General features: G+C 47.8%; 4 protein-coding genes and 2 pseudogenes. All 6 read right to left on the reverse strand.

From position 1 onward, the window contains the following. A pseudogene (locus ACLR2L_RS18500) lies at positions 1 to 1,244 on the reverse strand (hypothetical protein); the annotation flags it as partial. Next, on the reverse strand, positions 1,234 to 1,527 hold the full coding sequence (locus ACLR2L_RS18505; RefSeq protein WP_140956844.1) for a YeaC family protein: 294 nt from the start codon (positions 1,525 to 1,527) through the stop codon (positions 1,234 to 1,236). The pseudogene ACLR2L_RS18500 and the gene ACLR2L_RS18505, both read right to left, overlap by 11 nt. Further along, positions 1,524 to 1,853 (reverse strand): zinc ribbon domain-containing protein, encoded by a 330-nt coding sequence (locus ACLR2L_RS18510; RefSeq protein WP_140956843.1) that lies wholly within the window; start codon positions 1,851 to 1,853, stop codon positions 1,524 to 1,526. The genes ACLR2L_RS18505 and ACLR2L_RS18510 overlap by 4 nt, the downstream gene beginning before the upstream one ends. A 126-nt stretch (positions 1,854 to 1,979) precedes the next feature. Further along, positions 1,980 to 3,644, reverse strand: a complete 1,665-nt coding sequence (locus ACLR2L_RS18515; RefSeq protein ID WP_140956842.1) for an alanine/glycine:cation symporter family protein — start codon at positions 3,642 to 3,644, stop codon at positions 1,980 to 1,982. Positions 3,645 to 3,685: 41 nt separating this feature from the next. Continuing rightward, positions 3,686 to 4,813: a M14-type cytosolic carboxypeptidase gene (locus ACLR2L_RS18520; protein WP_413370299.1), complete on the reverse strand. Its 1,128-nt coding sequence runs from the start codon at positions 4,811 to 4,813 to the stop codon at positions 3,686 to 3,688. Between the two features lie 257 nt (positions 4,814 to 5,070). Next, positions 5,071 to 5,578, reverse strand: a pseudogene (locus tag ACLR2L_RS18525) (glyceraldehyde-3-phosphate dehydrogenase); the annotation flags it as partial.

Consider the following 5,578-nt stretch of genomic DNA (forward strand, 5'->3'; position numbering starts at 1 on the left):
GTTAGCAAAAATGAAGGCACCACCACCATTTCACTGGTGCATTGTTTCCATGTTTGCTGGATATTGTCGGCGTCCAGGGCGGTTGAATCTTCGTCGCCGGATTCGGCCTCTTGCTTCCAACGCTGTAATTGCGCCTGCAACTCAGTAACCTGACGCTGCAGCGCCGGCAAGCTGTCCCAGATATGTCGATAGCTTTCCAGCAGGCTTTCAATTTCTTCAGCAGGCGCTTCGAAGGCTTGTAGTGCTTCAATTGCAGCTTCGGCGGCTTTCACTGCTTGCTGAAATTCGCTCACCTCACCCAGACTCAAACTCAGCAGTTGTTCACCCTGAAGTTTGTTGTGATACTGCTTTACCCGTTCTACAGTTTCGGCTACTTGCTGCTTAGCCTCGCGGTGAGCGCCCGCCTGCTGAGCCTCACGCCAGGGACCTTCCAGGCGCACTAAATGCCGATGCAGTTTGTCTGCAATCGAGTGATATTTTTGCTCAAACGCTTCACGAGTAGTTACATCCAGGCAGTGGAATTCTTCTGTTGAAGTCTGGTACTCATCGTTGAGTGCGCTAAACTGATTGTGCACCAGCAGATAGTCTGATTTGTCGAGCAACGCCTGCATTTTCGACAGAACCATTGTGCAATTCCTGGCGACATCGACGGGCTTTTGCGCCAGCTGTTTGAGTACTTCAATACGCGCCTGAATGAGTGCTTCGGTTTCATTGTCACTGCATTTTTTCAGCGCTTTTAACAGCAACTCTACTTCAACACAGTTATTCACCAGACACCGCTTTAGTCCTGATGACGGGGTTGAGGTCATCAAGTCAAAATACAATGCTGCTTTACCTACCCGCTCAATAGCCTGCAATACAAATGATTCATCATCGTGTAATTCGGTCATTAATGGCAAACAGCGTAAAACCTGCTCAGCCGGAGCGGATTTCAGCAAGTATTCCTTAGCTTCTTTCTGACTGAGTTGTTGCGAACCGTCGATAAGAGCGCATTCGACTTTGGCCTGAGCGGCACCGCGCAAACGCGGGTTGCGCGCAATTTGAGACATCTTGAGCCACAATGCAAATGTGTCAAGCTTCTCTAATGCAGCAAGACTTACGCGCTCATCGTCGTCATTAAACGCCAATTCGTGCAAAATGCGTTTTTCGTTTTGCGAATCGGGCGATAATTTTTCAATGGCTTTTAACCGGGTATCCGGGTCGTTACTATTATGGGAAGGCGCGAAAAATCGACTAAATATCATCCTGCTTAAACCGGGCTATGGAAGTTTCATTGGATTGTGACTCACGCAATTCCTGGCGTAATTCACTTTTGCTTTTGTGCACGATCTCGCCGCTCTCACCCACTGTCATGTGCTCGTTAGTGCGCGCAACACGGGCCTGATATAACAATACCGCTTGAAGACAATTCTCTTTCTGGTCTTCCGACAGCGGTTTACCATCCGGCCATTTGCCGGTTTCAACCGCTTGACGGAGCCTGTCATAAACCTCTGGCGTCATGGCTGCCAGAATTTGCTCTACATTCATTTTGCTGACCGCTTTAACAACACGATTCTTACACGGTTAATGCCGTACCATAAAAAGCCACACACGCAACCCAGTACTGCCAGATTATGCTGCAGATCGCCGGGCGATGCGCCGCCCCAATACATAAAACCAAACCCGCCAATAAACAACAACATAGCCAGCATGGATTGGTTTTGAATACTGTGCATCTTTTTGAAACGCTGCATACTGTGTTTGCGTTCGATATCTTCAACTGAAGCATCCTGATAAGCAAAATCGCAATGTGTACAGGACTTCGCTTTGTCCGACATTTTCTTACCGCATGAAGGACAGTCAATTAACGCCATATTATCTCCCAAAAAGTGTCAGATGAATGTCCGGCAACATAACCGGACATATCAAAAAGCCAGGTATGGACCCTGGCTTTTACACCGGCTTGTTTTGTACTTAAAACAAACCAGACTGGTTTAATTTTATTTCTTGTCTTTAACGCTTTGCCAGTATTGATCAACCGTTTGCTTCATTTCTTTACTCAGCAACACAAGTCCGAACAGGTTTGGCAATGTCATTACAACAATGGCCACGGCCGATAGCGCCCATACCAGTGTTGTATCAGAAAACGAAGCCCACACAAACCCGGCCACATAAATTACACGGTAAGGCATAATGGAACGCGGGCCTAACAGATAGGTCATTGCACGGTCACCGTAGTAAGACCAGGCAATTGCCGTAGAGAATGCAAACAATAACAATCCTATCGACACAATATACTGACCAAAATCACCAAACCAACCGCGGGTAAACGCTATGGTGGTGAGGGTAGCAGAGTGTACCAGTGATTTACCCTTAACTATCAGGTTTTCTTTTACGGGTTTACCGTCTTTAATTTGCAGTGTGCCGGTAAACGGATCATCATCACCCACTAAAAACTGCACGTCTTCTGCTACTGAACGAGCGTTGATCAGTGTGTATCCGCTGGTTACGGAGGTACCATTTACCACTGATAAGGTACCAGTGAACGGTTGCACATCACTTTCACCCGTGCTGTTCAGATATCCGTAAAGCTGCACTTTGTCGGCATCTACCTTGTCTGAATATTCACCGGCAACGAACACCATATCGGAACGGTCAAACACGTTTTCGTGTTTTTCTTTCCATACGCCAGACGACAGGATAACCAAACCGGTTAACGTACAAATGATAATGGTATCGATAAAGGGTTCAAGCAGCGACACCATGCCCTCTGAGGCGGGCTCTTTGGTTTTTGCCGCAGCATGGGCAATGGGCGCAGAACCCTGACCCGCTTCGTTTGAGAATAATCCCCGGTTTACACCGCGGTTAAACGCATAGGCTAACGACGCACCAAGGAAACCACCCGCAGCAGCCGAACCGGTAAACGCATCACTGATCACAGCTGCAAAAGATGGCAGGATATTTTCGGCATTCGCAAGAATAACTGCCAGAGCACCAATTAAATAGATAACCGCCATGAAGGGAACGATACGGGCAGTTACCGCAGCAATCCGCTGGATCCCACCTAATATAACCAACGCCAGTAAAATACCCAGTACACTGCCCACAATCCAGGGTTCAAAACCAAACGTTGCTTCAATGCTGGTTGCAATACCGTTACTCTGTGGCAGGTTACCTGTACCAAACGAACTCACTACCGTCGCAATCGCAAATGCCACTGCCAGCCATTTCATGTTCAGGCGTCGATCCATAAAATACATCGGACCACCGGCCATGGTGCCATCTTCAGTTTGCACGCGGTATTTGTGCGATAAGGTTACTTCCACGAATTTTGTGGTCATACCTAAAAAGGCTGTTGCCCACATCCAGAACAAGGCCGCAGGGCCGCCGAGGAAAATAGCAAACGCCACACCACTGATATTACCGGTGCCCACCGTACCAGACAACGCCGTCGTCAGTGCGCGAAAATGGGTAGTATCACCCGGGTCGTCACTGTGATCGTACTTGCCAGTTACCACTTTCCAGGCATGTGCGAAAAAGCGAATTTGTGGAAATTTAAGGTAGATTGTAAAAAACAAACCTACCCCGAGTAATACGAAAGGAAACCAATCGGCTCCCCCTAACATGCCATCCAATGACACTAAAAAGTTATACAAGCCTTCCAAACCGAGTTCCCCTTGTTGTTAAAGTTTATTGTTGTTATGTCCTAACGAAGGTGTGAGACCACAGCTCTGGTTGCCACCAGCAGGTCTTCACCAAACTGTTGGCATCGCTGTGCAGACCAGCCAAACAGTGGATCAGGTAAATTATTATTATCTTTAAACGGCATCTCAACTGTATACGCCAAACAGGTAAATGCCTGACCTACCGCATTAGATGCAATCGTTAAATTCGCCTGGCCAGGGGCGTCTTTGGCGTAGCCGTACTCGTCCTGAAACTCAGGTGTGGTTTGCAGTAACGCTTGTTTGAAACGGCTTTCCAGATCTGCCAGGTGTGCAGAATACGCAGGAATCCCCTCGCTGCCAGCTACAAAGTTGTAGGGTAAAGCTTCATCACCATGCAGGTCCAGATACATATCCACACCAATCTCACGCATGGCGTTGAGTACGTAATACACTTCCGGGCTTTTTTCCAGTGAAGGTGCAGCCCATTCGCGATTCAGGTTTATGCCTGCCGCGTTGGTTCGCAAGTGGCCGCGAACACTGCCATCGGGATTCATATTCGGTACGATGTAGAATACCGCATCATTTAACAACGCCCGGGCAACGCCATCCTGGTCGTCTAACAAGCGGTTAATCATCCCCTCTGCACACCACTCGGCCATTGATTCGCCGGGATGCTGACGTGCAGTAACCCAAATTTTCCGCTTGGCGTCATCTTCTTCGCCGATAACCAGCATGGAAATATCACGGCCGTCCAGCGTTTCCCCCAGGAAACGCAATTCACATTGCGCTGCACATTGTGCATCCGAGAGCAGATCAAGGTGACGTTCGTAGCTGTATGGTGTGAAGTAAGCAAAATAGACCTGAGCGTGTTCCAGTGCCAGGCTAAAGGTAAGGCTATCGCCATCGAATTCACTCTCTACCCGAAACCAGGTTTGTCGGTCGTAGGAAGCACACACGTTGTACCCTTCCCAACCTTTTGGATAAGCAGATTTAGCCAGTTCGGTAATACGCAGGGTATGTAGTTGGTTTACTTCACCACGGAGACCAAAATGAAACCACTGGTAAAAATCGGATTGGTTGTCTTTGTTGATCGCCAGCACAATATTGTTAGGATCATCGGCTTGAATGACGCGGATGTTGCCGCTGTCGAATTGACTTGAAATATGCATCTGTCTTTTTTGTTATCAATTTTGGGCTAATTTAACACAGTCGCGAAGAACATTGCCATGGCGTTGGACCGCGAAATCGCCGTTTTTGTAGTAAGTGTTTAACATTTATACGGATTGCCAATTGGATTGCCGAATGGATTGCCGAATGGATTGCCGAACGGATTGCCGAACGGATTGCCCTACCCGTTAACTAACAAAAAACGCGCTGAGGCTATAACACCAACAGCGCGCTGATTCTGAAACCGTTAAAAAGGCAATTATCGTGGTAAGGTAGGAATACAGATCCCAGCCATGTCCATTGCTACTCGTAATACCTGACAGCTGTAGCCAAATTCATTGTCGTACCACACATACAGAGTAAGACGGTTTTCAGCCACAATGGTTGCCTGTGAGTCTACAACCGAAGCGGCGCGTGAGCCCACTAAGTCCGTTGATACAATCTCGGTAGACGCCGTGTAATCAATCTGATGTTGCAATGATGAGAACAGCGCGGTATCACGCAGGAATTCATTTACGGAGATCTTATCAGTGGCTTTTTCCAGATTTAGATTAAGGATCGCCATAGATACGTTAGGCGTAGGTACACGAATAGCATTACCGGTTAATTTACCTGCCAGTTTCGGATAGGCTTTCGCAACCGCTTTAGCTGCACCCGTTTCAGTGATAACCATGTTCAACGGTGCACTGCGACCACGGCGCTCTGCTTTGTGATAGTTGTCGATCAGATTTTGGTCATTCGTATAAGAATGCACGGTTTCAACGTGA

The organism is Alteromonas sp. AMM-1 (assembly GCF_047290655.1).
GTDB lineage: Bacteria > Pseudomonadota > Gammaproteobacteria > Enterobacterales > Alteromonadaceae > Alteromonas > Alteromonas mangrovi.

What these genes read in the sequence shown, in the direction of transcription:
- ACLR2L_RS18510 (WP_140956843.1), bottom strand. Translation starts at nt 1,853, where the DNA reads ATGGCGTTAATTGACTGTCCTTCATGCGGTAAGAAAATGTCGGACAAA.
- ACLR2L_RS18520 (WP_413370299.1), bottom strand. Translation starts at nt 4,813, where the DNA reads ATGCATATTTCAAGTCAATTCGACAGCGGCAACATCCGCGTCATTCAA.
- ACLR2L_RS18505 (WP_140956844.1), bottom strand. Translation starts at nt 1,527, where the DNA reads ATGAATGTAGAGCAAATTCTGGCAGCCATGACGCCAGAGGTTTATGAC.